General features: G+C 60.6%; 21 protein-coding genes. 9 read left to right on the plus strand and 12 right to left on the minus strand.

The window, feature by feature from the left end; all coding sequences use genetic code 11:
• Window positions 1–106: 106 nt before the first annotated feature.
• From GR198_RS01270 to GR198_RS01280, 3 genes are all read right to left on the minus strand, one after another.
• Window positions 107–985: a Hint domain-containing protein gene (locus GR198_RS01270; protein WP_164067011.1), complete on the minus strand. Its 879-nt coding sequence runs from the start codon at window positions 983–985 to the stop codon at window positions 107–109.
• Between the two features lie 311 nt (window positions 986–1296).
• Entirely contained in the window at window positions 1297–1770 is a 474-nt protein-coding gene (locus tag GR198_RS01275) for a hypothetical protein (RefSeq protein ID WP_164067013.1), read from the minus strand.
• Between the two features lie 63 nt (window positions 1771–1833).
• Window positions 1834–2838, minus strand: a complete 1005-nt coding sequence (locus GR198_RS01280; protein WP_003542037.1) for a LysR family transcriptional regulator — start codon at window positions 2836–2838, stop codon at window positions 1834–1836.
• 271 nt (window positions 2839–3109) lie between these two features.
• Between GR198_RS01280 and chvE the strand changes: the two genes are divergently transcribed.
• From chvE to araD, 6 genes are all read left to right on the plus strand, one after another.
• Window positions 3110–4174, plus strand: coding sequence for a multiple monosaccharide ABC transporter substrate-binding protein (gene chvE, locus GR198_RS01285; RefSeq protein ID WP_029872335.1), 1065 nt, complete (start codon window positions 3110–3112; stop codon window positions 4172–4174).
• A 92-nt stretch (window positions 4175–4266) separates the two neighbouring features.
• On the plus strand, window positions 4267–5805 hold the full coding sequence (mmsA, locus tag GR198_RS01290; RefSeq protein WP_029872334.1) for a multiple monosaccharide ABC transporter ATP-binding protein: 1539 nt from the start codon (window positions 4267–4269) through the stop codon (window positions 5803–5805).
• Window positions 5802–7007 carry a multiple monosaccharide ABC transporter permease gene (mmsB, locus tag GR198_RS01295; RefSeq protein WP_011653085.1) on the plus strand — a complete coding sequence of 402 codons (1206 nt, stop codon included), beginning with the start codon at window positions 5802–5804 and terminating at the stop codon, window positions 7005–7007. Before mmsA ends, mmsB begins: the two co-directional genes overlap by 4 nt.
• Window positions 7008–7125: 118 nt before the next feature.
• Complete coding sequence (araD1, locus tag GR198_RS01300; protein ID WP_164052684.1) at window positions 7126–8121, plus strand: AraD1 family protein; 996 nt, start codon at window positions 7126–7128, stop codon at window positions 8119–8121.
• A 68-nt stretch (window positions 8122–8189) separates the two neighbouring features.
• The gene (locus tag GR198_RS01305) at window positions 8190–9623 is read left to right on the plus strand and encodes an aldehyde dehydrogenase family protein (RefSeq protein WP_164067015.1); all 1434 of its coding nucleotides are present in this window, start codon (window positions 8190–8192) and stop codon (window positions 9621–9623) included.
• A gap of 61 nt (window positions 9624–9684) precedes the next feature.
• A complete protein-coding gene (gene araD, locus GR198_RS01310) occupies window positions 9685–11424 on the plus strand; it encodes an L-arabinonate dehydratase (protein WP_138330295.1) in 1740 nt (579 codons plus the stop codon).
• A 78-nt stretch (window positions 11425–11502) separates the two neighbouring features.
• On the opposite strand, the gene GR198_RS01315 is transcribed toward araD, so the two are convergent.
• The 5 genes from GR198_RS01315 to GR198_RS01335 all read right to left on the minus strand — a co-directional run bounded on the left by GR198_RS01315 (window position 11503) and on the right by GR198_RS01335 (window position 16269).
• The gene (locus tag GR198_RS01315) at window positions 11503–12564 is read right to left on the minus strand and encodes an HD domain-containing phosphohydrolase (protein ID WP_164067017.1); all 1062 of its coding nucleotides are present in this window, start codon (window positions 12562–12564) and stop codon (window positions 11503–11505) included.
• 368 nt (window positions 12565–12932) lie between these two features.
• Complete coding sequence (locus GR198_RS01320) at window positions 12933–13757, minus strand: transglutaminase family protein (RefSeq protein WP_164067019.1); 825 nt, start codon at window positions 13755–13757, stop codon at window positions 12933–12935.
• Window positions 13758–13769: 12 nt separating this feature from the next.
• A complete protein-coding gene (locus GR198_RS01325; RefSeq protein WP_003542019.1) occupies window positions 13770–14711 on the minus strand; it encodes an alpha-E domain-containing protein in 942 nt (313 codons plus the stop codon).
• Window positions 14711–16120: a circularly permuted type 2 ATP-grasp protein gene (locus GR198_RS01330; RefSeq protein WP_017961596.1), complete on the minus strand. Its 1410-nt coding sequence runs from the start codon at window positions 16118–16120 to the stop codon at window positions 14711–14713. Before GR198_RS01330 ends, GR198_RS01325 begins: the two co-directional genes overlap by 1 nt.
• Window positions 16102–16269 carry a hypothetical protein gene (locus GR198_RS01335; RefSeq protein WP_155248925.1) on the minus strand — a complete coding sequence of 56 codons (168 nt, stop codon included), beginning with the start codon at window positions 16267–16269 and terminating at the stop codon, window positions 16102–16104. Before GR198_RS01335 ends, GR198_RS01330 begins: the two co-directional genes overlap by 19 nt.
• A gap of 218 nt (window positions 16270–16487) precedes the next feature.
• Here GR198_RS01335 and GR198_RS01340 point away from each other — a divergent pair, with 218 nt between their 5' ends.
• Window positions 16488–17387 carry a DMT family transporter gene (locus tag GR198_RS01340; RefSeq protein WP_164052690.1) on the plus strand — a complete coding sequence of 300 codons (900 nt, stop codon included), beginning with the start codon at window positions 16488–16490 and terminating at the stop codon, window positions 17385–17387.
• Between the two features lie 54 nt (window positions 17388–17441).
• Here GR198_RS01340 and GR198_RS01345 read toward each other — a convergent pair whose 3' ends face one another.
• From GR198_RS01345 to GR198_RS01355, 3 genes are all read right to left on the minus strand, one after another.
• Window positions 17442–19175, minus strand: coding sequence for a DEAD/DEAH box helicase (locus tag GR198_RS01345; RefSeq protein ID WP_164052970.1), 1734 nt, complete (start codon window positions 19173–19175; stop codon window positions 17442–17444).
• Window positions 19176–19421: 246 nt separating this feature from the next.
• Complete coding sequence (locus tag GR198_RS01350; protein ID WP_164067021.1) at window positions 19422–20537, minus strand: DNA alkylation repair protein; 1116 nt, start codon at window positions 20535–20537, stop codon at window positions 19422–19424.
• Window positions 20538–20694: 157 nt separating this feature from the next.
• Window positions 20695–21723: a LacI family DNA-binding transcriptional regulator gene (locus GR198_RS01355; RefSeq protein ID WP_003541983.1), complete on the minus strand. Its 1029-nt coding sequence runs from the start codon at window positions 21721–21723 to the stop codon at window positions 20695–20697.
• A gap of 161 nt (window positions 21724–21884) precedes the next feature.
• Here GR198_RS01355 and GR198_RS01360 point away from each other — a divergent pair, with 161 nt between their 5' ends.
• On the plus strand, window positions 21885–22832 hold the full coding sequence (locus tag GR198_RS01360; protein WP_029872326.1) for a dihydrodipicolinate synthase family protein: 948 nt from the start codon (window positions 21885–21887) through the stop codon (window positions 22830–22832).
• Window positions 22833–23028: 196 nt separating this feature from the next.
• Window positions 23029–24414, plus strand: coding sequence for an MFS transporter (locus tag GR198_RS01365; RefSeq protein ID WP_164022854.1), 1386 nt, complete (start codon window positions 23029–23031; stop codon window positions 24412–24414).
• 126 nt (window positions 24415–24540) lie between these two features.
• On the opposite strand, the gene GR198_RS01370 is transcribed toward GR198_RS01365, so the two are convergent.
• Complete coding sequence (locus GR198_RS01370; RefSeq protein ID WP_029872324.1) at window positions 24541–24840, minus strand: hypothetical protein; 300 nt, start codon at window positions 24838–24840, stop codon at window positions 24541–24543.
• Window positions 24841–25057: the final 217 nt, after the last annotated feature.

A 25057-nucleotide genomic window follows, 5' to 3' on the forward strand; every position in this document is an offset into this window, starting at 1 on the left:
ATCTTTCCGATGCGCGCCACGCTTGACGTTTTTGTTTGATACTATCGCAAAACCGACGCACGGCTTCGCGTGCAGCCAGCCCGATCCCCGGCGCATTCCCGTCCTGTCAAAGTGACAGTTCCTTGGCTTTCGCGTCGATCTTTTCGCAGGCATCCCCGAATGGATCGTGCATCGGTACCAGCGGCGAAACACCGAGCAGGAGAAGCGCTTTCAAATGTGACCAGCCACCTCCCAGCAACGGCGCAAAGGATGTCATCACGATGCGTTCCTTGCCATAGAGACGCTCGTACTCTGGAAAATTGCAGAAGTTCTCGTGATTGCTGTTCTTCAGATGGAAGGACTCGGCCTTAGCGCCTTCGGCAAGGATAGCTTCGTGCGTATCGAGCATGACGGCATAGTACTCGATCGATACGTCGGCGGCGGGAGTGACCGATGCAATCGTCTTGCCGTTCACGAGGTCCTTCACCTGGATCAGAATGCCGTTCAGGTACAGCGCATGGCCAGGCGAGAGATAGAGATCCGAATGGGGTGTGTGCCCGTCGAGTGCGTGGCGTGAAACCCGGATAGGCACGACGTCCTTCTGCCAGCGCGCGCCGCTCTTCTTGAAGCTTTGGCGGCCGACCCACTTTACCGGACGGGTGCTACCGTCAGGAAGGGCAACGCGATCGCCGATGCGCAGATCCTCGACAGGCTTCTCACCGCAATCCGTGAGGATCGCCGTTCCCCGCAGGAAACATTGTGGGCCGCTCCCGCTGCCGCCACCGCCACTGGAGCCACCACTTCCGCCTGAGCCACCGCTCCCGCCAGAGCCTCCATCGGAGCCGCCCCGTCCCCAAAGCCGCCCCAGCGCGTTGGCCGGAGAGGTGGTAATTGCTGTGGCCAAGGCGGCCACGGCGGCAAGACGAGCTCCGGCGGCTGCGGCTACACCTAGAAAATGTCTGCGCGCAGTGTTGCGTGGTAGCTTCGGATCTTCCGTAGATGACATGTCGGCGCTCTCCTGAAAACATTTACACCGCCCTATGTTACACTGGGTTGCATCGCATTCAATTTCGCTAAATTGCGCTAGGTCCTACCGACAAGGGCGTAGGCAGGGTCTACGGGGGTCCCGAAATACGCTATTGTCGGTAGTAAAAAGCAGCATATTTCTCTGCTACCCGAGCGCGAAAAAATCAGACTGAGCACCATGATCACCGGTTGAAACGCCGAAAAAACAGCCCATATGGAGCTCGCGAATCGAGCCGGAAACGGCGGCTCTTCCAAAGCTTTGGAACGTTTGCCTGCATTCGCGAGAAAGCTTCAGCTATGCGGCAGGCGGCGCATCGCCTCGTCGATCAGCAGATTGGCGATCATCATGCGCCTGTTGGCATTGTCGCGGAAAAGCTCCGCGACGCCATCAGGATGATTGGCCTTGGCAAAGGCGCGCCGCTTCTCGTTCAGCGTCTGTTGGGTATCGGCGGCAGCGATCGCCAGTTCCGCAGCGATCTCTTCCGGAGCGATGCGGGCGAGATGGTCCGGCATGACGGGCTCGGGTGGAGGCGCAGCCGTCGGTTCCTCCGCGATCGCGGCGGCGGGATCGAGTTCCAGATTGTCGAAATAGGCCTGGCCGACGCGTTGTGAGGCGGCCGAGACACCTTCCATGACATCAAAGGCAAGCCCGGTGGCAAGGCCGGGCACCCGATGGGCCGCCCGCGCCTCGGCGTCTTCGTCCGTCTCGTCCTCCGCCTTCAGTCGCTCGAGGACCGATTGAAATACCGACTGCCCGAACAGCATCCCGCCTTCCTTTCGAAACGCGCATTAAAAGAGAGCAAGATGGCGCAGGGCTTGCGGCTGTCGTCAGCCGGCCTGCTTGCGGCTCTCCTCGAGGATGATGTCGTAGAGCAGCCTTGCACTCGGCGGCAGCGCCCGTTCCCTGGCCGTGATCATGCTGTAGGGCTTGACGTTGATGTCGAAATCGATCGGCAGCATGCGCACATCAGAGGCATTCGAGCCCTGGCTGGCAAGGAACTGGGCGACGTCGACGGCGACGGGAGCGATCGCATCGGTTTCGCAGATGATGGCGCAGGTGAGCAACAGCGAGGAGGTGTTGACGATGTTTTCGGGCAGCGCCACGCCACGCGACAGGAAAACGTCCTCGATCGTGCGGCGCAGCAGCGTGCCCGGCGGCTGGAACACCCAGTCGTAATCCCTGACGTCGGCGAGGCTGCTCGTCTTCTGCTTCATAAGCGGATGGCTGCTGCGCACGATCAGGCAAGCACGCTCGATGCCGATCTCCGTCACCTCGAACAGGCGCGGATTAAGATCATCGGGAATGCGGCCGATGATGAAGTCATGGCGGGCGGCGAGCAGCTCGCGGGCAAGCACGTTGCTCGTCTCCACCTGGATGTTGATCTCGATGCCGGGATAGGCCTTGCGCACCTTGTTGATCGCCGGCACGACGAGGCTCATGGCCGGCGCCGTCACCGCGCCGATGAAGACCGAGCCGCCCTTGCCGCTTTTCAATTCACCGATCTCGCGGCTCGCCTCGCGCAGCTCCAGGAGGATCTTCCGAGCCCTGCGGGCAAGCGCTGCGCCGAAGGTCGTCAGCACCACGCCGCGCGCCACCCGCTCATAGAGCGACGTCTTGGTAATCGATTCCATTTCGGACAACATCCGCGATGCGGCGGGCTGCGAAATGTTCAGAACCTCGGCTGCGGCGGAAATCTGTCCGCTATCTTCGATTGCGACGATCATGCGCAGGTGATTCAGCTTAAGTCCTGCACGTAAAAGGCTGTCATCGCCGAAATTATCGCTGTGGATATCGACATGATCCATCGAAAATGGCTCGGAAACAATCGTCATGGTTGCAGCCTCCTCACTGCGTTCCATCAAAAGTAATACTTTTTAACGATATACCAAAATTGTTATGCATATTACCACTTATTCTATTTGACAGTTATAGGAATCCATACCAGTTTGCCGCCGTGTGCTGGTTGGCACTCAACACGTGTGAGATCGTGGAGGAGACCTACTTCGTTTCTCACCATCTGAAGTAACTATCCAATACGGAACCTGCCACAGTTTCGGGGCGGGCGATTTTTCGTCCGCTGCTCTATTAACAAGGGAGAGAGAAATGAAATCCATTATCTCATTGATGGCTGCGGCTGCCTTCGGCGTCGCTTCGTTCGTTATGCCGGCAATGGCGCAGGACAAGGGGCTTGTCGGTATCGCAATGCCGACGAAGTCTTCGGCTCGCTGGATCGACGACGGTAACAACATCGTCAAGCAGCTCGAGGCCGCTGGCTACAAGACCGACCTGCAGTATGCTGACGACGATATTCCGAACCAGCTTTCGCAGATCGAAAACATGGTCACCAAGGGTGCCAAGGTTCTCGTCATCGCTTCGATCGACGGCACGACGCTTTCCGACGTTCTCCAGAAGGCTCATGACGCCAACATCAAGGTCATCGCCTATGACCGTCTGATCCGCGACTCGGCCAACGTCGACTACTACGCAACCTTCGACAACTTCCAGGTCGGCGTTCTGCAGGCTGGTTCCATCGTTGACGCCCTCGGCGTCAAGGACGGCAAGGGCCCGTTCAACATCGAACTATTCGGCGGCTCGCCGGACGACAACAACGCTTTCTTCTTTTATGACGGCGCAATGTCGGTCCTGCAGCCCTACATCGACAGCGGCAAGCTTGTCGTGAAGTCCGGCCAGACCGGCATGGACAAGGTCGGCACGCTGCGTTGGGACGCTGCAACGGCCCAGGCCCGCATGGACAACCTGCTCTCGGCGAACTACACCGACGCCAAGGTCAATGCCGTCCTGTCTCCCTATGACGGTCTGTCGATCGGTATCATTTCGTCGCTGAAGGGCGTCGGCTACGGCACTCCGGACCAGCCGCTTCCGGTTGTTTCCGGTCAGGACGCTGAAGTTCCGTCGGTCAAGTCGATCATCGCTGGCGAACAGCACTCGACGGTCTTCAAGGACACCCGCGAACTCGCCAAGGTCACCGTTGCCATGGTCGATGCCGTCATGTCCGGCAAGGAGCCCGAGGTCAACGACACGAAGACCTACGACAACGGCGTCAAGATCGTTCCGTCCTATCTGCTGAAGCCGGTTGCTGTCGACAAGACCAACTACAAGCAGATCCTCGTCGACGGCGGTTACTACACCGAAGACAAGCTGAAGTAATGAGAGGGACCGGAACCCGCGCTTGCGGGTTCCGGTCTTCGATTTTATGATCGCCTAGCCGCACGACGGCTGGAGGCGCTGGAACTTTGACTATGGACAATACCATCCTCGAAATGCGGAGCATCACCAAGACGTTCCCGGGCGTCAAGGCGCTGGAGAATGTGAACCTCAAGGTTCGCCAGGGTGAGATCCACGCATTGGTGGGCGAAAACGGGGCCGGCAAATCGACCCTGATGAAAGTGCTATCGGGCGTCTATCCGACAGGAAGCTATGAAGGCGACATCGTCTATGAAGGCGAGACGCGCAACTTCAAGGTCCTGAAGGACTCCGAAGAAATCGGCATCGTCATCATCCACCAGGAGCTGGCGCTCGTGCCGCTGCTGTCGATCGGCGAAAACATCTTCCTCGGTAACGAGAATGCCAAGAACGGCGTCATCAGCTGGGAAGAGACGTTCAACCGCACGAAGAAGCTGCTCACCAAGGTGGGCCTGCGGGAATCTCCGAACACGCTGGTCACCGACATCGGCGTCGGCAAGCAGCAGCTCGTCGAGATCGCCAAGGCACTGTCGAAGAGCGTCAAGCTGCTCATCCTCGACGAGCCTACCGCCTCGCTCAATGAAAAGGACTCGGACGCGCTGCTCAATCTGCTGATCGAGTTCCGCAACCAGGGCATCACTTCGATCATCATTTCCCACAAGCTGAACGAGATCCGTAAGGTCGCCGACCAGATCACGGTCCTGCGCGACGGCATGACCGTCAAGACGCTCGACTGTCACACGGACGAGATCAGCGAAGACATCATCATCAAGAACATGGTGGGCCGAGATCTCGCCGACCGTTATCCGCCGCGCTCCGTGCCGATCGGCGAGACGATCTTCGAAGTGAAGAACTGGAACGCCTATCACCAGCAGCACCGCGACCGCCAAGTGCTGCACGACATCAACGTAAACGTCCGCAAGGGCGAGGTCGTCGGCATTGCCGGTCTCATGGGGGCTGGCCGCACCGAATTCGCCATGAGCGTTTTCGGCAAATCCTATGGCCACAAAGTCAGCGGCGAGGTCTTCGTCAATGGCAAGGCTGTCGATGTCAGCACTGTGCGCAAGGCGATCGACGCCGGTCTTGCCTATGTCACCGAGGACCGCAAGCAACTCGGTCTCGTGCTCAGCGACAGCATCCTGCACAATACGACGCTTGCCAACCTCAATGGGATTTCCAGCAATAGCGTCATCGACGACATCAAGGAGATGAGGGTCGCGACCGATTACCGGTCGAAGCTGCGCATCCGCTCCTCTGGCGTCTTCCAGGAAACGGTCAATCTTTCGGGCGGCAACCAGCAGAAGGTCGTGCTGTCGAAGTGGCTGTTTTCCGATCCCGATATTTTGATCCTCGACGAGCCGACCCGCGGCATCGACGTTGGCGCAAAGTACGAAATCTATACTATCATCAACCAGCTTGCCGCCGATGGAAAGGGCGTTCTGATGATCTCATCGGAAATGCCCGAACTGCTTGGCACATGTGACCGCATCTACGTGATGAACGAAGGACGCATCGTCGCGGAACTGCCGAAGGGAGAAGCAAGCCAGGAAACTATCATGCGCGCTATCATGCGCTCAGGGGAGAAGAGACAATGACTCCGGTCAACCCGACAACCGAGCATAGCAACGTCGTTTCCGTTGCCGATTATATCCGCGGCAATATTCGTGAATACGGCATGCTCATCGCACTCGTCGCGATCATGGTGTTCTTCCAGTTCTATACCGGCGGCATTCTCTTCAAGCCGGTCAATCTGACGAACCTTGTTCTGCAGAACTCCTTCATCGTCATCATGGCGCTCGGCATGCTGCTCGTCATCGTCGCCGGCCATATCGACCTGTCGGTGGGCTCGATCGTCGCCTTCGTCGGCGCGCTCGCGGCGATCTTCACCGTGTCATGGGGCATGAACTTCTGGCTTGCCGGCCTGATCTGCCTGATCGTGGGCGGCATCATCGGCGCGGCGCAGGGCTATTTCATCGCCTATCACCGCATTCCGTCGTTCATCGTGACGCTTGCCGGCATGCTTGTTTTCCGCGGCCTGACGCTGACGGTTCTGAACGGCAAGAATATCGGTCCGTTCCCGAAGGAGTTCCAGGTTATCAGCACCGGCTTCCTGCCGGGCGATATGATCGACATTGCCGGCACACCCGTGCAGTCGACCTCGCTGATCCTGACCGTGATCCTGCCTGTCATCCTCTTCTACCTCGCCTGGCGCCGCCGCAAGGTGAACGAAGACCACGGGATCGATGTCGAACCGATGGGCTTCTTCATCGTCCAGAACCTGGTCGTTTCGCTCGCCATCCTGTGGATCGGCTATCTGCTCTCCACCTATAAGGGCCTGCCGAACGTTCTCGTCGTCATGCTGGTGCTGATTGCGATCTACGCCTTCATCACCCGCCGGACGACGATCGGCCGTCGCATTTATGCGATGGGCGGCAATTCGAAGGCGACCAAGCTTTCGGGCATCAATACCGAGCGGTTGAGCTTCTACACCTTCGTCAATATGGGCGTGCTTGCAGGCCTTGCCGGCATGATCATCGCGCTGCGTCTGAACTCGGCAACGCCGAAGGCCGGCGTCGGTTTCGAACTCGACGTCATTGCGGCCTGCTTCATCGGCGGCGCCTCGGCGTCCGGCGGCGTCGGCAAGATCACCGGTGCGGTCATCGGCGCGTTCATCATGGGCGTCATGAATAACGGTATGTCGATCGTCGGGCTCGGCATCGACTTCCAGCAGATGGTGAAGGGCCTCGTGCTTCTCGCCGCAGTGTTCTTCGACGTTTACAACAAGAACAAGGGCTGAGCGCCTCAAGGCGCCAGCCAGGCATTCGCAGTCCTATGAATGATTGATTCCGGCTCCTGATGGAGCCGGACAGGCGGAGCTTTTTCCTGTCTTCGCCGAAACGAGAAGGATCGAAGACGTGCTTATTTCACAGATCAAGGGTGCAAACGGAGAGATCATCGTCGCCGTGCGTGAGCAGGGCGGCGCTGCAAGGTCGGTCAAAAACGCCGTCAGCGTCTATGCGCTGGCGATGGAAGCCGCAGACGGCGGCAAGTCTCTTGCCTCGGTCATCGAAGCGCATGGCTACGGCGATGCCGTCGATCTTGAAAAGGCCTATGCGGAAGGCCGCTTCCTTTCGCCGATCACCCATCCAGATGCCGCGCACCTGCATCTGACCGGCACCGGCCTGACGCATTTGGGCTCGGCGGCAACGCGCGACTCCATGCACAAGAAGACCACCGAAGCCGCCGAGGAAACCCTGACGGACTCGATGAAGATGTTCAAGATGGGCCTTGAGAACGGCAAGCCGAAGGCCGGCGAAAAGGGCGTCCAGCCCGAATGGTTCTACAAGGGCAACGGCCATGGCGCCGCAGCCCCCGGCGCCCCGCTCATCTCGCCCTCCTTCGCGCTCGACGGCGGCGAAGAGCCGGAGATGGCCGGCATCTACGTGATTGCCAAGGACGGCTCGCCCTTCCGCATCGGCTTTGCGCTGTCGAACGAATTTTCCGATCACGTCACCGAGCGGATCAACTATCTCTATCTCGCCCATTCGAAGCTGCGCCCGGCGAGCTTCGGCCCGGAAATCCGCGTCGGCGCGGCGCCTGACGATATTCGCGGCACCTCGCGCATCAAGCGCGGCGACAAGGTGATCTTCGAAAAGCCGTTCCTATCAGGTGAGGCGAACATGTCGCACACCTTCGCCAATCTGGAATATCACCATTTCAAATATGGCCTCTTCCGTGCTCCAGGCGATGTGCATGTCCATATGTTCGGCACGGCGACCCTTTCCTTTGCCGACGGCGTCAAGACCGAAGAGGGCGACGTCTTCGAGATCGAAGTTGCCGAATTCGGCCTGGCGCTCCGCAACCCGCTGAAGGTCGCCGCCGAGGAAGAGATCGCCGTCAGGCAGCTCTGAATTCAAGACCTGGCCGCATTCGGCGGCCGGCTCTTTGCTCGTAAACGGTAAAGGAGGCTTTTAAGCCCATGACCATTTATCAAAACCTGATCGCCGGCGAATGGGTCGGCTCGAACGCAACGAAGAACATCAACCCGTCGGATACGAATGAAGTCGTTGGCCTCTATGCCGACGGCAGCGCTGATGACACGAGAAACGCCATTGCCGCCGCCAAGGCCGCCTTCCCGGCCTGGTCGCGCTCCGGCATCTGGGAGCGCCACGTCATCCTGAAGAAGACGGGCGACGAGATCATGGCGCGCAAGGACGAACTGGGCGCGCTGCTTGCCCGCGAAGAGGGCAAGACGCTGCCGGAAGCCACCGGCGAGGTGATCCGCGCGTCGCAGATTTTCGAATTCTTCGCCGGTGAGGCGCTGAGGCTGGCCGGTGAAGTCATTCCGTCGGTTCGCCCGAATATCGGCGTCGAGATCACCCGCGAGGCCCTCGGTGTCATCGGCATCATCACGCCGTGGAACTTCCCGATCGCCATTCCCGCCTGGAAGATCGCGCCGGCGCTCTGCTACGGCAACACCATCGTCTTCAAGCCCGCCGAACTGGTGCCCGCCTGTTCCTGGGCGATCGTCGATATCCTCAACCGCGCCGGCCTGCCGAAGGGCGTGCTGAACCTCGTCATGGGCAAAGGCTCGGTCGTCGGCCAGGCCATGCTCGAAAGCCCCGACGTTCACGGCATCACCTTCACTGGTTCCACCGGTACCGGCAGACGTGTCGCCGCCGCCTCCATCGAGCATAACCGCAAGTTCCAGCTGGAAATGGGCGGTAAGAACCCGATGGTCGTGCTTGATGATGCCGATCTCAACGTCGCCATCGAGGCCGCGGCCAATTCCGGCTTCTTCTCGACCGGCCAGCGCTGCACCGCCTCCTCGCGACTGATCGTTACCGAAGGCATTCACGACAAGTTCGTCGCAGCACTCACCGACAAGCTGAAGACGCTGGTCGTCGACAACGCGCTGAAGGCCGGCACTCATATCGGCCCCGTCGTCGATGAGCGGCAGTTGAAGACCGATACTGACTATATCGAGATCGGCAAGTCGGAAGGCGCCAAGCTCGCCTTCGGCGGCGAGGTTATCTCGCGCGACACGCCCGGCTTCTACCTGCAGCCGACGCTGTTTACCGAAGCGACCAACCAGATGCGCATTTCGCGCGAGGAGATCTTCGGGCCTGTGGTCTCGGTGATCCGGGCGAAGGATTACGACGAGGCGCTTGCCATCGCCAACGACACGCCGTTCGGCCTTTCGGCCGGCATCGCCACGACCAGCCTGAAGCATGCCACGCACTTCAAGCGCAATTCCGAGGCCGGCATGGTGATGGTCAACCTGCCGACGGCAGGTGTCGATTTCCACGTGCCGTTCGGCGGCCGCAAAGGCTCGTCCTACGGCCCGCGCGAGCAGGGCAAGTACGCCGCCGAATTCTACACAACCGTCAAGACCGCCTACACCCTGGCTTGAGACAAGTGCGATAACCCGGGCCGTACGAGGCGGTCCGGCGATATCCTGAAGGATAGAGACGATGAAAAAGAAAGCGGAATGGCCGCGCAGGCTGAGGTCGCAGGAATGGTACGGCGGTACGAGCCGCGACGTGATTTATCACCGCGGCTGGCTTAAAAACCAGGGTTATCCGCACGACCTGTTCGACGGCCGCCCGGTGATCGGCATCCTCAACACCTGGTCGGATATGACCCCGTGCAACGGTCATCTCAGAGAGCTAGCCGAGAAGGTGAAGGCGGGCGTATGGGAAGCCGGCGGCTTCCCGCTTGAGGTGCCGGTGTTCTCGGCATCCGAAAACACCTTCCGCCCGACCGCGATGATGTACCGCAACCTTGCCGCGCTGGCGGTGGAAGAGGCGATCCGCGGCCAGCCGATGGATGGCTGCGTATTGCTGGTGGGCTGCGACAAGACCACGCCGTCGCTTATCATGGGGGCAGCTTCGTGCGACTTGCCTTCGATCGTCGTCACAGGCGGCCCGATGCTGAACGGTTATTTCCGCGGTGAACGCGTCGGCTCGGGCACGCATCTGTGGAAGTTTTCCGAAATGGTAAAGGCCGGCGAGATGACGCAGGCCGAATTCCTCGAGGCAGAAGCCTCGATGAGCCGTTCGTCGGGCACCTGCAACACCATGGGCACCGCCTCCACCATGGCTTCCATGGCCGAGGCGCTCGGCATGGCGCTCTCCGGCAACGCCGCGATCCCGGGCGTCGATTCCCGCCGCAAGGTCATGGCGCAGCTGACCGGCCGGCGTATCGTGCAGATGGTCAAGGATGACCTGAAGCCCTCCGAGATCATGACGAAGCAAGCCTTCGAGAATGCCATCCGCACCAACGCGGCCATAGGTGGATCGACCAACGCCGTCATCCACCTGCTCGCCATCGCCGGCCGTGTCGGCATCGATCTTTCGCTTGACGACTGGGATCGCTGTGGCCGTGATGTCCCGACCATCGTCAACCTGATGCCGTCGGGCAAGTACCTGATGGAGGAGTTCTTCTATGCTGGTGGCCTGCCTGTCGTGCTGAAGCGCCTCGGCGAAGCTGGCCTCCTGCACAAGGATGCGCTGACGGTATCCGGCGAAACCGTCTGGGACGAGGTCAAGGACGTCGTCAACTGGAACGAAGACGTTATCCTGCCGGCCGAAAAGGCGCTGACAGCTTCGGGCGGCATCGTCGTGCTGCGCGGCAATCTCGCGCCGAAGGGCGCGGTGTTGAAGCCTTCGGCGGCTTCGCCGCATCTGCTGGTGCACAAGGGCAGGGCTGTTGTCTTCGAGGACATCGACGACTACAAGGCCAAGATCAACGACGATAACCTCGACATCGACGAAACCTGCATCATGGTCATGAAGAACTGTGGGCCGAAGGGTTATCCCGGGATGGCCGAGGTCGGCAATATGGGGCTGCCGCCGAAGGTGCTGAAGAAGGGCATCCTCGATATGGTGCGCATTTCCGACGCCCGCATGTCCGGAACGGCCTACGGTACCGTCGTGCTGCACACATCGCCGGAAGCGGCGGTCGGCGGGCCGCTGGCGGTCGTGAAAAACGGCGACATGATCGAGCTGGATGTGCCGAACCGTCGTCTGCATCTCGACATTTCCGAGGAAGAACTGGCAAGGCGGCTCGCCGAATGGCAGCCGAACCATGATCTGCCCAAATCCGGCTATGCCTTCTTGCATCAGCAGCATGTCGAAGGGGCAGATACCGGCGCCGATCTCGACTTCCTCAAGGGATGTCGTGGAAACGCCGTCGGCAAGGACAGCCACTAACAGGGTTAGCCAAGATTGGAAAAGGCGGGGCATCACCCCGCTTTTTTCTTGTCCGCCGGCTTTTTGGACTAACGCCAATCAGCCGTTTGAGACCGCCATGCTGTGATCCTCGCCGGCGTCATGTTCGAAGAGTGCGCGGATCGCCGGCCATTTGCGGCGGAACGCGGCGACGCAGGCGGGGTCGAAATGCGATCCGCTGCAGGCGATGATTTCCTCGTAGGCCTGTTCGATAGGCCAGGCCTGCTTGTAGGGGCGGTCGGAGCAGAGCGCTTCGAAGACGTCGGCGACTGCGACGATGCGCGCTTCGATCGGGATCGCATCGCCGGAGAGGCCCTTGGGATAGCCGCTTCCGTCCCATTTCTCATGATGGCCGGCGATGATGGCGGTCGCGACGCGCGAAAGCTCGGCAGAGCTGTTGGCAAGAATGGCGACACCGATCGGGACATGCTCGCGCATACGTTCGATCTCGTGGCGCTCGAGCTTGCCCGGCTTCTGCAGGATGGCGTCGGGAATGGCGATCTTGCCGATATCGTGCAGGGGAGCGGCGAGATAGATATTGCGCCGCTGGATGCGGTCGAGGCCGAGGCCTTCGGCGATCAGCTCGGCGATATTGGCGACGCGCTCGATATGATCGCCGGTATTGCCATCGCGCGAGGCCATCGCCTGGGCAAGGCACCAGATGATCTCCTGCTCGCGCATGTCGGCCTGTTCTGTGGCATGGCGGAAGGCCATGTCGAGTGATTTCGCCCGGTCGGCAAGCGCCAGCTGGGCCTTATGCAGGGCCATCAGGTTGAGGACGCGTGCCTGCAGTTCCAACGGGTCGAAGGGCTTGGCGAGAAAATCCGTGGCGCCGGCCTCCAGCGCTTCCAGCCGAACCGACCGCTTCGCCTGCGAGGTGATCATCACGACGGGCACATCCTCATAGCCCGGCTGGCGGCGCAGCCTGCGGATCATCTCGATACCGTTCATCTCAGGCATCATATAATCGACCAGCACGACGTCGAAATCGACGGCCTGGCAGCGAGCAAGGGCTTCGAGCGGATTGGTGAAGCTTTCGACCACACAGCCGGCGAAACCACGGACGGCGGTCTCCAGGGCGAGAAGGCTGGATTCGCTGTCGTCAACGATAAGAAGAGGCATGGACGATCCCGTTAAATCCCAGAAACAAACAGGCCGCCTCATCGGAGGGCGCGTTCGTCGCCTCATCCGTGCCGGCAGCTGAACATCATCATGAAAGCCTGCATCATGCCGCTTCTTAAACGGCGCCTGCCGAAATGCACCAGGCGTCGCCGCAGACAAGCTTGTGCCTGCGGCCTTAAAATAGAGTTTAGTCTGCAATGAAAAATTGAGGAACGGCAATTATAACGTGCGCCGCGTCCGGAATCAGGCGAAATTTCGGGACCGCCGGTCTCTATATTCAAGTCCGGCATGTTTGTTTCGCGGCGAGTTCGGCCAGCTATTCCATCGGTTTCATCGCAGGGTGCGGTAAAGCTGTCTGTATGCCCGGCTCAGCTTTGGCTCTGGCCTTGCATCTGTCCGCCATCCTCGACCTTCACGGAGACCGACAGCGTTTCGCCCGGCGTGCCGATGCGCATGCCTGAAATCGGCGCGGCGTCGCGATAGCAGAGGCCAGAGGCGACACGGACGTAGCGGGCATCCGGGCAGATCTCGTTGGCGGGATCGAACCCGACCCAGCCGAGGCCGGGAATATGCGCCTCGGCCCAGGCATGGGTCGCGGCCTGTTCGATCTTTTCCTCCATCATCAGATAACCGGAGATGTAACGCGCGGGCACCTGCAGGGCGCGGGCGGCGGCAATGAAGATGTGCGCGTGGTCCTGGCAGACGCCGCTCTTCCTCTCCAGCGCCTGTTCGGCCGTCGTCTCGGTGTTGCTGGTACCGGGCTTATAATCGACCGTCTCGTGGATCGCCGCCATCAACGCATGCATGCGGGCAAGCTCATTGTCACCGCTGACGCCCTTGACGAGTTCCTTCACCAGCCTGCCGCCCTTGGTCAGCGGTGTGTCGCGCAGGAAGAGCCAAAGCGGGCAGAAGCCGGTATGCGGACCGGTGACGCCGTTGTTGTCTTCCGTCTCGACTTCGCCTTCGGCCAGGATGCGCGTTACGTCCTGCTCGCCTTCCAGCGAGACGAGGTTGACGTGATTGCCGTACTGGTCGTCATATTCGACCTCCGGCGTCGCGCCCTCGACCTTCAGGGCCCAGCCGAGTACTTTTTGAGTGGAGTTCGTCGGTGGCGTCAACCGCAGCCGTTGCAGCGAGAATTGCGCCGGTTCGTCGTAGCGGTATTCGGTGAGGTGGCTGATCTTCAGTCTCATGTTGTTATCCGCTTATACATAGAACCGGTAGCCATCGGAAATTTCCGCGCCGAGCTTGTTGTTGCGCGAGACGAAATCCTCCAGGAACTCGTGCAGGCCCTGATCCATGATATCCCGGATCGCCCTTGTCTGCAGCGTGGTGCGGATTGAATCCGCGGTATCGTGGGCAGGGAGCCGCTCCTCGTAATCCTGGGCGAGATAGCCGAGATTGCTGACGATTTTCTCGTAGCAATAGGCAAGCGAGCGCGGCATCTGGACATTGAGGGTCAGGAAGTCGGCGATGTTCATCGCCCGGTATTCGCCGTCATAGGCCCAGCTATAGGCGCGGTGGGCTGAGACCGAGCGCAGGATCGATTCCCACTGCACGTTGTCGAGGGAGGAGCCGACTGATAAAACCGAGGGCAGCAGCACGTAATATTTCACGTCGAGGATGCGGCTGGTATTGTCGGCCCGCTCGATGAAGGTGCCGATACGGGCAAAATTATAGAGTTCGTTGCGCAGGGTCGAGCCATGGAAGGCACCGCGGATGAGGCCGGCGCGGCGCTTGATGACATCGATCACCTCTGGCATTTCGGCCGCCTTGACGCGTTTTTCGAGCAGCGACTTCAAGTCGATCCAGCATTCGTTGGTGGCTTCCCAGGTCTCACGCGTCAGCGCCGTGCGCACCATGCGGGCATTGTTGCGGCCGGAATCGATGCAAGACATGACGCTCGACGGATTGGTGCGATCGCGCAGGAGATAGTCGATCGCGTCGGCGTTGGTCAGCTTGTTGTGGCCTTCGTCATAAGCCTCGCGTACGCCCGCGCTTTGCAGCACGCCATCCCAATTGTCATCGCCAGTGCTGCTGCGGGTCAGCGACATGCGCAACCCCGCATCGATCAGGCGGGCGATATTTTCGGCGCGCTCGATGTAACGAAACATCCAGTAGAGGCCGTTTGCTGTTCTTCCGAGCATCAGTCCTCCAATACCCAAGTGTCTTTGGTGCCGCCGCCCTGGCTGGAATTGACCACCAGCGAGCCCTGCTTCAGCGCCACGCGGGTGAGCCCGCCCGGAATGATCTGTACCTTGTCGGATACAAGCACATAGGGGCGAAGGTCGACATGACGCGGCGCGATGCCCTTGTTGACGAGGATCGGCACGGTGGAGAGCGACAGCGTCGGCTGAGCGATGTAATTGTTCGGCTTGGCTTTCAGCTTTTCGGCGAAATCGGCGCGCTCCTTCTTCGATGCCGTCGGGCCGACCAGCATGCCGTAGCCGCCGGAGCCGTGCACCTCTTTGACGACGAGGTCTTCCAGGTGTTCCAGCACATATTTCAGGCTGTCGGCTTCCGAACAGCGCCAGGTCGGCACGTTTTCGAGCAGCGCCTTGCGGCCGGTATAGAATTCGACGATCTCGGGCATATAGGAGTAGATCGCCTTATCGTCGCAAATGCCGGTGCCCGGCGCATTGGCGATGGTGATGTTGCCGGAGCGGTAGACATCCATGATGCCGGGAATGCCGAGCGCGGAATCGGACCGGAAGGTCAGGGGATCGAGGAAATCGTCGTCGACGCGGCGGTAGAGCACGTCGATCGCTTCGTAACCGCGTGTCGTCCTCATCTTCACCTTGCCGTCGATGACGCGCAGATCCGCGCCCTCGACCAGTTCGACGCCCATCATGTCGGCGAGGAACGAATGCTCGTAATAGGCGGAATTGTAGATGCCCGGCGTCAGCACGGCGACGCGCGGCTTGCCCTTGCAGCCGGGAGGGGCGAGCGAGGCGAGGCTTTGACGCAGCAGATAGGGATAATCCTCGACACGCTGCACCTTGTTCTCGTGAAAGAGCTCAGGGAACATCTGCATCATGGTTTCCCGGTTTTCCAGCATGTAGCTGACACCGGAGGGCGTGCGGGCATTATCCTCCAGCACGTAAAACTGGTCCTCGCCGGTGCGCACGATGTCGGTGCCGACGATGTGGGTATAGACGCCGCCGGGCGGCCGGAAGCCGATCATTTCGGGGATGAAAGTGACGTTGTTCTCGATCAGCTCGCGCGGAACGCGGCCGGCGCGGATGATCTCCTGCTTATGGTAGATATCGTCGAGAAAGGCATTGAGCGCGATCACCCGCTGCTCGATGCCTTGGGCGAGCTTGCGCCATTCGCGGGCGGAGATGATGCGGGGAATGATGTCGAAGGGGATGAGTTTTTCGGAACTGTCGGCATGGCCGTAGACCGCGAAGGTGATGCCGGTCTTCCGGAAGATGTTTTCCGCATCGCGGGACTTGGCAATCAGATGCGCCCGGTCTTGGCTGTTGTACCACTCGAAGTATTTGTCGTAAGGCGGGCGAGGGCTTTCGTCCCCGGTAATCATTTCATCAAATGCCAAAAGCGCGGCTCCCCTTTTTGTTCATTTGAATACAACGCAAATGGCAATGCAAGAACCATGCGCAGTTCGGGGAAAAGATTTTGCGCTGCGGGAAACGGGTGAAAATCTGGGCATTTAAAGTGATGCGCTGCGGCATGGCGGATATTCATCCCAGGTGTCTGCGCAAAATCTGAGCATGTGACCGTTTTTCGGTCTATCAAGGTGATCGAATATGGTCATGCGTGCGAGGCTCGCCGCCCCCTGCAGAACCGCCATCGGTCTTTGCATCAGTGAAATTTCAAATAAGCATCAACGCTTCGCTTTTGACTGCAGCCGCCGGGTGGGGCTATCAGCACGGCGAACCCTCCTCTGTCGAGCCGCGCGCCCCATGTCCCTCGATCGCCTTGCCCCCGCCGTTTTCGTCCTGCTCTGGTCTACGGGCTGGGTGGTGGCGAAATATGCCTCGCTGCATTCCGAGCCCTTCACCTTTCTTTCGATACGCTATGCGCTGTCGGCGGCGGCATTCCTGGCGCTTTGCCTGGTGGTGCGGGCGCAATGGCCGAGCCGGGCGACGGCGCTGCGCGCCGTCTATTCCGGCTTCTTCCTTCATGGTTTCTATCTCGCCGGTCTCTGGTGGGCGATCGCCAATGGCGTGCCGGCCGGCATATCGGGCATTATCGCGGCGCTGCAGCCACTGTTGACGGCAATGGCAGCTCCCTTCCTCATCGGCGAGCGGCTGCAGCCGGCACAAAAACTCGGCCTTGCCCTCGGCTTCATCGGCATTGCCATCGCCATTTCGCCGAAGCTGCTCGATCCGGCGACCGCCGATCTCACACATGCCGCCCTGCCGCTGGCGATCAACCTCGTCGCCATGGCGTCGGTCACCTACGGCACGCTCTATCAGAAGAAACACCTGCAATCCGGCGACCTCAGAACCATTGCGACCCTGCAATATGTCGGCGCGCTGATCCTCACCCTGCCGCTGTCGCTGATCTTCGAGCATCAGCATTTCGACGGCGCCGCGCAGGCCTATGGCGCGCTGGCCTGGTCGGTCTTCGGTCTGTCGATGGGCGGCGTCGGGCTGCTGCTCTATCTGATCCGCCGCGGTCAGGTGTCACGCGCCGCCTCGCTGATCTACCTGATGCCGCCAGCGGTCGCTCTCGAAGCCTTCATCGCCTTCGGGGAACCGCTGACCCTGCCGCTGATCGTCGGCACCGTGGTCGTCGTGACAGGCGTCTATCTGACGAACCGCAAGGCGTTCAGCGAGCATAGGCCTGCGGAGGCGTGATAATAAAAAGGCCGGAGAAATCCCCGGCCTTTCTGCTTTTCAGTCGCTCGACGATCAGGCGCGTTCGCGGCGCTGGCCGCCACCGTTGCGGGAGCCGGAGCCACCGCGACGGTTGCCGCCGTTACCGTCGCGGCGCGGTTCGCCGGCCTGGGCCTGCTGCGGGCCGCGGTCCTCGCCATGCTTGCGGGCCGGGCGGCCGTGGGCATGGCGGCTGTTGCCGCGGTGATGACCGCTCGGCTCACCATTGGCATGGGCGCCGTGATGGGCCGGACGCTGCGGCTTTGCAGAGGCACGGAAATCGGAGGTCGAGGCCAGATCGTTGTCGGGGCCGAGATCCGGGGTCGCTTCACCGCGACGCTGACCGCGGAAGTCCTCGTTGCGGCTAGACGGACGCTCCGGACGCGGACGACGCTCCTCGCCGCCGGCGCGGACTTCGCTGCCTTCACCTTCGCGGCGCGGGCGGCGTTCCTGACGGCTGCCGCGATGCTCCGAGCGGTTCTGGTCGCCACGGCCTTCGCCACGACCCTGGCCTTCGCGACCCTGGCCGCCATTACGATTGCGGTTGTTGCCATTGCCGTTGGCACGGCGGGGGCCGCCGCCGATATTTGCCGGCGCTTCGCCGCTTGCGACAGTGATGTCGATGCCCATCAGGCGCTCGATATCACGCAGCAGCTTGGCTTCGTCGGGAGCGCAGAAAGCGATGGCGATACCGTCGCGGCCGGCGCGCGCCGTGCGGCCGATACGGTGGACATAGGCGTCGGGCACCTCAGGCAGGTCGTAGTTGTAGACGTGGCTGACAGCAGGAATGTCGATGCCGCGGGCGGCGACGTCGGTGGCAATCAGCGTCTTGATGCTGCCGTCGCGGAAGGCCTTCAGCGCCCGTTCGCGCTGGCCCTGGCTCTTGTTGCCGTGGATCGAGGCGACGGAATAGCCGATATTCTCGAGATGCTTCATCAGCTTCTCGGCACCGTGCTTGGTGCGCAGGAAGACCATGGCGCGGCCGTCAGGATTTTCGGTCAGCGACTTGCGGAGCAGTTCCGTCTTGTCGTTCTTGCCGGCGACGAAATGGACGTACTGCTCGACCTTGTCGGCAGCCTTGCCGGGGGGCGTGACTTCGACCTTGACGGGATCGACGAGATATTCGCCGGCAAGATCGGCGATCGCCTTCGGCATGGTGGCTGAGAACAGCATGGTCTGGCGCTTTTTCGGCACCATCTTGGCGATCTTGCGCAGATCGTGGACGAAGCCGAGGTCGAGCATCTGGTCGGCTTCGTCGAGCACGAGATAACGAACCGCAGTCAGCGTGATCGCGCGGCGATTGATAAGGTCGAGCAAGCGGCCGGGCGTGGCGACGAGGATGTCGGTGCCTTTTTCGAGCTGAAGCTGCTGCTTGTTGATCGAGACGCCGCCGACGACGACATTGATGCGCAGCGACGATTTGCGGATGAACTTCTTCAGGCTCTCGGCGATCTGGTTCACCAGTTCGCGGGTCGGGGCGAGAATGAGCGTCCGCGTCGTGCGGTTGTCGGGACGCCGTTCGTCGGCGAGCAGCTTTTCGATCAGCGGCAGGCCGAAAGCGGCGGTCTTGCCGGTGCCTGTCTGGGCAAGGCCGATCAGATCGCGGCCTTCGAGGAGGAGAGGAATTGAGTGTTCCTGGATCGGCGTCGGCGTTTCGATGCCGAGCTGGAACAAAGTAGCGACGATCGGCTTGGAGACACCAAGCGATTCAAAATTAGTCAAGGTATAACCTTTCGGGGCGCCACAATGACTATCGCCGGAACGCACCATGCGATCCGGTTTCATTCTGGCGTCAAGAACCCCGCGTGAAGTGGGAACTTGTGAGTTGGAAAAAGCTTTCCAGCGCTTCTGGCCGCTCATGGGAGTGCGGCGCTCTATCGAAATGCGCTTTTGTCCCTTCTTCCTGCGTCTGTATTTTTCAGCAGGGGCACGCTCACGCGGCGGCCGGAAGGGTGAAAGCTGACCCGCATTTGGGCTAGTTCGCGTGGAAAGTCAAGTGCAGTGCACAAGAAAGCCTCAAGCTGGGTCAGGTGAGGGCATGACGAGGACGAAGCTTTGCGATGCGGTCTCTGCGCCGTTGACGAGGATGGCGATGCGATGTTCGCCTGGATAGTAGCGTCGCGTGGTGATCGGCCGCATGGCGTGGCGGCGCTCAATTGTATGGCTTTGCCCCGGAGCGAGCAAGATCGCCTTGCACTTGAAGACCTTGGGTGAGAGCGAACCGTCGCTCTTCACATGGTGAATGGCGTAGTCGATCATCAGTGACTGCGCTCGCTCGCCGGCGTTTGTCACCCGGATTTCGAAATCCAGCCCTTCGCCGAACATCACCTCAGCATTCCTGAGCTGCAGTTCGCATTCGAGCGAAGCGGTGGCGGCGAAGCCGAAATTGGCGAGCGCCTGCGCGTGGCCTTTCTTCAGAAGCGTACGCGAGGCATGTTTCAGCAGCCAGCGGCGTTCGGATGAAGCGCCGTCGATATGACTGGCGATGAAGGCGGCAACCAGATCCGGGTGATCCTTGGCGACGTCGTTCAGGCTGTTGGCCACGGAGCGGCGCACATAATCCTCCGGATCATCCATCAGCGCGGTTAGGATGGGCAGGATCGGTGCCGGATCCTTGACGAGCTGCGGCAGGCGCATCGCCCAGGGTAGGCGCGGCCGCGTTCCCTCGCTCGCCAGCCGGCGCACATGCTGGTCGGGATCGTCGAGCCAGCCGGAAATGATGGCCAGCGCGCGCTGCTGGTCGCGGTGGATAAAGGGGCGGATGCCGAATTCGGCAGTGAAATGCGGCGTCAGCGCCTTCAGGAGATCGAGACCGAGATCGAAGTGATCAAGGCCGCGTGCCGCGATGAACTGATTGACCGGCAGCAGCATCCAGCCGGAGAGCCCCGGCCTGCCGGCGGCGGGCAGGCTGGCCTTGAGAATGGCTGCGGCCTCCCGGAAATCACCGGGAAGCGTGCCAAATAGCGCGTCGCGGATCAGGGCGGAGCGCTCCATCAGCTCCAACGCTCCGAGGCCGTCGGTCGCCAGCATCACGAAGCGGTTTTTATCGAAAGTCGGCGCGTTGCCGGCAATGCGATCGGCCATATCGCCGACCAATGCCTCATGCAGCAGGTTCTTGAGCGGTTCCGGCATGCTGGTCCTTCCTCTTTATGCGGCCGCCGCATGCCGGCCGCATGAGGGCAGCATGGTCTGCGAAACATCCGGTCATTTGTGTCGGAGAATAGAGTGATCGCATCCATTCGAGCAATCGTATGCAGATGCGGGGAAGTGCGCGCGGCCTCGCGGCCTTTCAGCGTATCGGTGCCGTCGATTTCCTTGGAATAAGGGTTGGGGCCGAGATCCGAATACGCTCGTCGGCAGGACTGTTGTCACCGGCAAGAAGATCAAGGGCGTTTGATGCAATTTGCTCGAACGGCACCCGCAACGTCGTCAGCGGCGTGGGGAGGTGGCTGACAATCGGAATGTCGTTATAGCCTACGATCGAGATGTCCTGCGGCACGGAAAGGCCAAGTTTCGTCAGTCCCGACAAGGCGCCGATGGCGGTATTGTCGTTCACCGCGAAAATAGCGGTTGGGCGCGGATTAAGGTGCATCAGTGTCTCGACGGCTACCGCACCGGACTCGATGCCGAATGTCGAGGGAATGATGTATGAGGGATCTGCATTCAATCCAGCCTCTTCCAGGGCGTGGCGGAAACCCTCCACGCGGCCCCGCGAACTGGAGGCATAGGATGGACCGGCAATGACGCCGATTCTGCGATGGCCGAGATCGAGGAGGTGGCGGGCGGCGAGGTACCCACCGAGCCTGTCATCGCCGACCGACGAGAGGCTGTGGCCATCCGTCCGGAGTGCCAGGACATAAGGAATACCGCGTTTTGCCAGCTCGTCCGGAAAGTCATCGTCTTCCCGCGCTGTCGAAAGAATCAGTCCATCGACACCGCGCTTCAGCAGAGACTCGGCCGCAAGCCGGTCTGCCTTTGGCTTGTCGTCGGTCGTTGCGACAATCGCGAAGCGGCCACTACGGCTGCAGGCCTTGGCCAGTGCTTCGTAAAGCATGGCCATGACCGTATCCGTCAGCCTGGGCACGATCACCCCGATTGTCATCGTGTTGCCGCGCCTGAGGCTCGCTGCGGAAACGTCCCGAACGTATCCCAGCTCTTCGGCAACCTTGCGCACGCGACGCGCGGTCTCGCTGTCAGATCGCGGAAGCCTTTCGTCGAGAATGCGGGACACGGTGGACTTGGAGACACCGGCTGCGGCAGCGACGCCGTGAATGGTGACGCGGGTCTGCCCCGGAACTTCATCCGTCTTTGAATTCATTGAGCCTTTTCCATTCGAGTCGGCATTGAGCCGCCGCTCTCCAGCATGCCTCAAAAAAGATATTGACTCCAGAGAATTCGACAACGATAGTGGGAACGTTCCCGTAAACGATCCTATATCGATTGCGAACGAACCGCGATTGCACGAAGGAGGAGACCAATATGCAACCGATGGATATGCGCGGGCTGAGCCCGGCCCCCGTTACCGCTTTCACCCGCGACGGTGAAGTTGATCACAAAGCCAACGCCAAGCTCGCCAAATGGCTGGTCTCGATGGAAGGCGTCAAAAGCCTCGTCATCCTCGGCCATGCCGGCGAAGGCACCTTCCTGACGGAAGATGAGCGTCTTGCTCTCATCCGCACTTATGTTGAAGCGGTCGACGGTGCCGTTCCGATCATTGCCGGGATTACCGGTGAAGGCACGAGGGTCGCCGCCGAAGAGGCCAGGAAATGCAAGGCCGCTGGTGCCACCGGCGCGCTCGTCTATCCGAACCACGGCTGGCTGCGTTTCGGCTTTCAGAAGGGAGCGCCTCAGGATCGCTACAAGGCAATCTGGCAGGAGTCTGGCCTCCAGTGCATCCTGTTCCAATATCCTGACGCCACCAAGGCATCATACGATCTGGATACACAGCTTGCGATTGCTACCCAGGAAGGCGTCGTCGCTACCAAGAACGGCGTGCGCAACATGAAGCGCTGGTATGTCGAAATTCCGGAGCTGAAGAAGGCCAATCCAAAGCTGCAGGTTCTGAGTTGCCATGACGAATGGCTGCTGCCAACCATGTTCGATGTCGACGGTCTGCTCGTCGGTTATGGCAATATCGCGCCGGAACTGCTGATCGACCTGATCAAAGCTGGCAAGGCGCAGGACTATCCGGAAGCGCGCAAGATCTTCGAACGTCTTCTTCCGGTGACGCGTGCCGTCTATCACCGCGGCTCTCATATGGAAGGCACCGTGGCCCTGAAACTCGGCCTCGTCCACCGCGGTATCCTTGATCACGCCACGATCCGCGAGCCGCTGAAGAGCCTTGGCGAAAAGGCCGAAGCGGAGATCTTTGCTGCCTTCGACGCCGCCGGTATCGGTCGCGTTGACCAGTTGCTGGCTGCCGAGTGACCTCTTTGACGCCCCTGCGCAGGTCGCAGGGGCGCATTGCGAAGGGAGGAGGAAACCATGGGGCCCGCCAAGGCAGATTTGAACGTCTTTGAAGGCCATTGCCCTGACAGGACGAACTGACGCGCAGTAGCAACCATCAAGCAGGAGCGCCCCTGGCCGGGAGAGTGGTAGGCCACGGGGCGAGAAGGAGGAACCAATGAATGTCATGCAGCCTATACCGGCTGAGACGGCGAATGCCGCTGATCCTCAGGCCGAAATCAGCGCTCGTCTGGAGCGTCTTCCCATCACCCGCGAGGTATTCTGGGCGCGCAACATCGTCGGCGCCGCAACGTTCTTCGACGGCTACACGGTCATCGCCATCGCTTATGCCATGCCCGTCCTGGTCCGCGAGTGGGGCCTGACCCCCTCACAGACCGGCATGATCCTGTCGATGGGTTATCTGGGACAGTTGATCGGTGCGATCCTGTTTGGCTGGCTCGCCGAGAAGGTCGGTCGGCTGAAAGTTCTTCTGTTCACCATCCTGCTGTTCGTCAGCATGGATGTCGCATGCCTGTTTGCTGCCGGGGCCGGCATGATGATGGCCTTCCGTTTCGTCCAGGGGATCGGCACCGGCGGCGAGGTCCCGGTCGCCAGCGCCTACATCAACGAGTTGATCGGATCGAAGGGGCGGGGCAAGTTCTTCCTCCTCTATGAGGTCATGTTCCTGATGGGCCTCGTCGGCGCCGGGCTGATCGGCTACTTCTTGGTGCCGGTTTACGGCTGGAAGGCGATGTTCGTCGTCGGTCTCGTTCCCGCAATCATCATGGTTCCTCTGCGCTGGTTCCTGAAGGAATCACCGCGTTGGCTAGCTGCCAACGGCCGCTACGGCGAAGCAAACGCTATCGTCACCCGCATGGAAGAAAGTGCTCGTGCAGCCGGCAAGGAACTGCCCGAACCGAAGCTCATCCAGGCGCCGGTCCGCCGCAAGTCGGACTGGCGCGAACTCTTCCAGGGCGTCTACTTGAAGCGGACGCTTTCCATCTGGGCCATGTGGTTCACCGCCTATACGGTTGCCAACGGTACGATCACCTGGCTGCCAACCCTGTATCGACAGGTCTTCAACCTCCCGCTTCAAACCAGCATCTTTTATGGTTTCCTGACATCGGTCGGAGGCGTAATCGCCGCTGTGATCTGCGCGCTGCTCATCGACAAGGTGGGACGCAAGCGCTGGTACACGGGAGCGCTGCTTCTCGCTCCCGTCCCGCTGCTGGCTCTCGCATGGCTCGGCGCGACCTCTCCCATCCAGGTTTTGGTCCTAGCCGGTCTCGCTTATGCGATCGTCCAGACTGTCACATTCTCCCTTTACCTGTACTCGGCAGAGATCTACCCGACGCGCCTCAGGGCATTGGGAACAGGAACCGGCAGTGCCTGGCTTCGCCTCGGATCATCGGCCGGCCCGATCCTTGTCGGCACGGTGATGTCTTCCATGGGCATCCAGTATGTCTTTGCGAGCTTCGCAGCCATTCTGATCGTCGGTGCAATCATCACGATGTTGTTTGCGATCGAAACCAAGGACCGCGTGCTGGAGGAACTTTCTCCGTAACCGTTGAAAATACGGCCCGATCGGCTTTTAACTGGCGGATGAAAATCCGCCAGTTTCATTTGGTCGTCGTTGATGGCACTGGGTCGGCGCCGCCGGGAGGTCAAGCGGCGCCGGATGCGGTTTCTGTTATCGCTGGCAGACTTTGACGCGATAGGGATTGCCCCAATCGTCGTGCAACCATTCGAAGTGGCAATAGTCCGGCCGGTAATAGGTCCGGTAAACGGGGTAGGGGCGGTAAGCGGGATAGGCCGGGTAGGCGGGACGGACGGCCTCCGACAGCAGGGCGCCGCCGACGACGCCGGCGGCAAGGCCGCCCCAGAAGGCATCGCGTGGACGGGCATCGGCGGTGGTGGCGGTGGCGAGCGAGGCGCCGGCAAAGGTCAGCGCAATCAGGCCCGTCGCCATGGTCTTATGAAGAACGGACATGGTATTTTCCTTTCATGGGCATGGCTTCCATAAAGCCATGCCGCAGACTCGGCCCGGATCGCGGCAGCGCAATGTCCGCGCAAGCGGTTTCGGCATTAAATTTTCGTCATGATTTCAGCGGATCCCGACGTCGAAAGGATTTATCGCAGGCGACCTTTCAGTCTCGTGCAAGCCGGGGCTGGTAATCCCGAATTATCTTCAGCTTGGTGAGCCGGCT

The organism is Rhizobium leguminosarum (genome assembly GCF_010668065.1).
Taxonomy (GTDB): Bacteria; Pseudomonadota; Alphaproteobacteria; order Rhizobiales; family Rhizobiaceae; genus Rhizobium; species Rhizobium leguminosarum_S.

Coding starts and splice junctions, on each gene's coding strand:
- GR198_RS01355 (WP_003541983.1), bottom strand. CDS start 21,723: ATGAATTCAAAGACGGATGAAGTTCCGGGGCAGACCCGCGTCACCATT.
- mmsA (WP_029872334.1), top strand. CDS start 4,267: ATGGACAATACCATCCTCGAAATGCGGAGCATCACCAAGACGTTCCCG.
- GR198_RS01350 (WP_164067021.1), bottom strand. CDS start 20,537: ATGCCGGAACCGCTCAAGAACCTGCTGCATGAGGCATTGGTCGGCGAT.
- GR198_RS01370 (WP_029872324.1), bottom strand. CDS start 24,840: ATGTCCGTTCTTCATAAGACCATGGCGACGGGCCTGATTGCGCTGACC.
- GR198_RS01360 (WP_029872326.1), top strand. CDS start 21,885: ATGCAACCGATGGATATGCGCGGGCTGAGCCCGGCCCCCGTTACCGCT.
- GR198_RS01320 (WP_164067019.1), bottom strand. CDS start 13,757: ATGAGACTGAAGATCAGCCACCTCACCGAATACCGCTACGACGAACCG.
- araD (WP_138330295.1), top strand. CDS start 9,685: ATGAAAAAGAAAGCGGAATGGCCGCGCAGGCTGAGGTCGCAGGAATGG.
- GR198_RS01305 (WP_164067015.1), top strand. CDS start 8,190: ATGACCATTTATCAAAACCTGATCGCCGGCGAATGGGTCGGCTCGAAC.
- GR198_RS01325 (WP_003542019.1), bottom strand. CDS start 14,711: ATGCTCGGAAGAACAGCAAACGGCCTCTACTGGATGTTTCGTTACATC.
- GR198_RS01345 (WP_164052970.1), bottom strand. CDS start 19,175: ATGGTGCGTTCCGGCGATAGTCATTGTGGCGCCCCGAAAGGTTATACC.
- GR198_RS01340 (WP_164052690.1), top strand. CDS start 16,488: ATGTCCCTCGATCGCCTTGCCCCCGCCGTTTTCGTCCTGCTCTGGTCT.
- GR198_RS01315 (WP_164067017.1), bottom strand. CDS start 12,564: ATGCCTCTTCTTATCGTTGACGACAGCGAATCCAGCCTTCTCGCCCTG.
- GR198_RS01280 (WP_003542037.1), bottom strand. CDS start 2,838: ATGACGATTGTTTCCGAGCCATTTTCGATGGATCATGTCGATATCCAC.
- mmsB (WP_011653085.1), top strand. CDS start 5,802: ATGACTCCGGTCAACCCGACAACCGAGCATAGCAACGTCGTTTCCGTT.
- GR198_RS01275 (WP_164067013.1), bottom strand. CDS start 1,770: ATGCTGTTCGGGCAGTCGGTATTTCAATCGGTCCTCGAGCGACTGAAG.
- GR198_RS01365 (WP_164022854.1), top strand. CDS start 23,029: ATGAATGTCATGCAGCCTATACCGGCTGAGACGGCGAATGCCGCTGAT.
- chvE (WP_029872335.1), top strand. CDS start 3,110: ATGAAATCCATTATCTCATTGATGGCTGCGGCTGCCTTCGGCGTCGCT.
- GR198_RS01335 (WP_155248925.1), bottom strand. CDS start 16,269: ATGAATATCCGCCATGCCGCAGCGCATCACTTTAAATGCCCAGATTTT.
- GR198_RS01270 (WP_164067011.1), bottom strand. CDS start 985: ATGTCATCTACGGAAGATCCGAAGCTACCACGCAACACTGCGCGCAGA.